Origin of the sequence: Intrasporangium chromatireducens Q5-1 (assembly GCF_000576575.1) — a bacterium.
In the GTDB taxonomy this organism is placed as follows: Bacteria; Actinomycetota; Actinomycetes; order Actinomycetales; family Dermatophilaceae; genus Intrasporangium_A; species Intrasporangium_A chromatireducens.
The window spans coordinates 1-2,609 of record NZ_AWQS01000381.1; the positions used below are offsets into that span (position 1 = coordinate 1).

The 2,609-nt window shown below is 72.3% G+C and carries 2 protein-coding genes and 1 pseudogene; all 3 read right to left on the reverse strand.

Annotated features, from left to right (window positions below):
• Positions 1 to 180: 180 nt before the first annotated feature.
• The gene (locus N864_RS21305; protein WP_034722163.1) at positions 181 to 891 is read right to left on the reverse strand and encodes a hypothetical protein; all 711 of its coding nucleotides are present in this window, start codon (positions 889 to 891) and stop codon (positions 181 to 183) included.
• A 270-nt stretch (positions 892 to 1,161) separates the two neighbouring features.
• Positions 1,162 to 1,707: an RNA polymerase sigma factor SigM gene (gene sigM, locus N864_RS21310; RefSeq protein WP_034722165.1), complete on the reverse strand. Its 546-nt coding sequence runs from the start codon at positions 1,705 to 1,707 to the stop codon at positions 1,162 to 1,164.
• A gap of 2 nt (positions 1,708 to 1,709) precedes the next feature.
• A pseudogene (locus N864_RS25225) lies at positions 1,710 to 2,609 on the reverse strand (hypothetical protein); the annotation flags it as partial.

Below are 2,609 nucleotides of genomic sequence, written 5' to 3' on the forward strand. Positions count from 1 at the left end.
ACCCGATGATGATGACGTTACGGACGTCGGACATGGTGCTCCCAAGTGCGTGACGAGATGAGTCCCTCAGTGGCGTACCCACGGGCTCCTACGACTCAACCGATCCTAGGGGCAGGATGTTCCCGGTCGGCGGGCGCCGGGCCGTCATCCGGGACGCGTCGCGGCTGCTGCCGGCGACCGCTACGGGACGGGGGTCCCGTCCCGGAGGATCTGCGCGTCGCCGGGCTGGCAGCTGCGCTTGACGACGTAGGCCGTGGTGCCCGTCTGGCGCGTCACTGCGAGGATCGCGGCGGGCCGACCCTCGTAGGTGGCGAGGTCGGCGAACACGTCGTACGGCGGGAACTCGCCGAGCGCCTCGAGGCAGGAGCGCAGGCCGGTGGGCGTGGCGATCGGTCCGAGCGCTGGTGACTCTGCCTGCAGCTCATGCAGCGGGGGGCGCGGGTGGGACAGCGACGTTCGCGCCTGGGCCGGGAAGCTGCTCGCGACGTAGTCCGTGTCGCCCAGCTGGATGTGCACGGCGTCGGCCGGTGCGGCGGTCTGCCCGGGGACGGCCGTGTCGACCCCCACCACGGCGGCGGGGTTCGCCTCGTTGTTCAGGTGCAGGGCAGAGCCGCCGACCGCCACGACGGCTGCCGCTGCCGCGACGGCCGCGACGGCGAGCCAGGGCCGAGGCCGCTGCCGTGAGCGGATGAGCGGCGCAAGGACGTCGGCGTCCGGGTCCTGTCCGGCCAGCGGCCCTCGCGCGACGCGCAGGCGGCGCTCATCGACCAGGGCTGCCTCGATCCGTGCGCTGACCTCCGGCGGCATCGGACCGACATCTCCGAGCGCGGCCAGCCGCGCCCGGACCTGCGCCTCGACGGCCGGGTCGAGCGGCTTCGGGGACTCCTCCACGTCGGTGCCTTTCAAACGGAGTGCGGCGTCAGACAAGGTGGTGCGGTTCACCCGGTGCGGCGCCGTGCAAACGGGGTGCTGCAGTCGAGGACGGTATGGCGGTGACGACCGGACATGGGTCGACCGGGCTTGGACGGCACATGCCCCGCCTCCGGTTCCCCGAACCCCGCTGGTCCAGCCCTCCGCCTGATCAGGAGCACGATCCCAATGATCGGGAGCACGATCCCCATGATCGAGAGCACAGTCCCGACCGTCGAGAGTGCGAGTTCCTCAGCCCAACGCGAGCAGCTCGGCAAGCGCTGCGCGGCCGCGATGGCAGCGGGACTTGATGGTGCCCTCCGCCACGCCGAGGATGTCAGCGGCCTCGGCGACGGAGACGCCGTGCAGGTCGACGAGCACGAGCGCCGCGCGCTGTGCCTCGGGCAGCCGGGTGAGGGCCTGCTCGACGTCGAGGCGGACCTCGGTGCTGGCGTGCTCGTCGTGACGGTCGGCCAGCTCGTACTCCGGCAGCTGGCTCGTCGGCCGCTGTCGCCGGAGCCGGTCCAGGCACGCGTTGACGATGATCCGGTGCAGCCAGGTCGTCACCGCTGAGTCGCCGCGGAACGAGTCGGCCCGGCGGAACGCCGAGATGAAACCGTCCTGCACCGCGTCGGCGGCGAGCTCGGGGTCTCGCGTCGTGCGCAGGGCGACGGCCCACATCCGGTCGCGGTGGCGCCGGAACAGCTCGCCGAACGCCTGCTTGTCGCCTGCGCAGTGCAGGCGGAGCAGCTCGCGGTCGGTCGGGTCGTCGGAATGGCGGGAGGGCGCCGGGCCCACCGTCAACGCACCACGACTTCGGAGACCTGGGCCCGGTAGTGGTTCGGCGCCTCGGCCGGGGCGGCCTTGGTCACCCAGATGATGAGCTTGGAGGCGGGCTGGAGGCCGTCGGGAGCCTTGAGCGTCGTGGTGCCGGATTTGCCGGTGACCTTGCCGATCTCCTGGGCGCCGTCGAGGCTCGCCTTGTCAGCGGCATACACGGTGACGTCCTCGGCGGCCGGCAGGGTCAGCTCGACCTCCTTGATCGTCACGCTGCCACTGAGGTCGAGCACGAGACCGACGCCTGCCCGGCCGCCGTTGTAGTTGTCGGTGCCGAACCAGCGGGACTCCCACGACGTGCTCGGGTCACCGTCGTAGGCGAGCTTCGCCTTGCCGTCGCCCTGGTTCTCGTGGCCCTCCGGGTCGAAGCCCTTCGCGCCGGTGATCTCGATCGGCCCGCTCGGGGTCTCGCTCGTGGTGGTCGGAGTGGGGGTCGGGCTCTCGGACGAGGTCGACGGAGTCGTCGACGGGGTCGGCTTCGACGAGGGTGAGGTCGCGACCGGTGCGCTGGCGGGCCCGTCGTGCTGGCCGATCTTCATGACGTTCTGCACGCCGATGACGAGGGCGACCAGCACGAGCGCTGCCACGATGGCGAGGGCGATGCGTGACTGGGTGCGTGAGGGCGCCTCGGGGACCGCGTGGCCCAGCATCGGTACGGGCGGCTCCAGGCGCTGCTCACCACCGTCGTCGAGCGCCTCGGTGAGCGCGACGTCCTCGCCGTCGAAGTGCTCGAGGTGCGCCGCGCGGCGCTCGGCGGCTCGGGCGGCGGCCTTGTCGGCGGCGGCGCGGGCGAACGAGCCGACCTTGTCGCCGATGACGCTCGCGGCTCCCGCGGCGGCGGCTCCCGCGGTGGCGAGGTGACT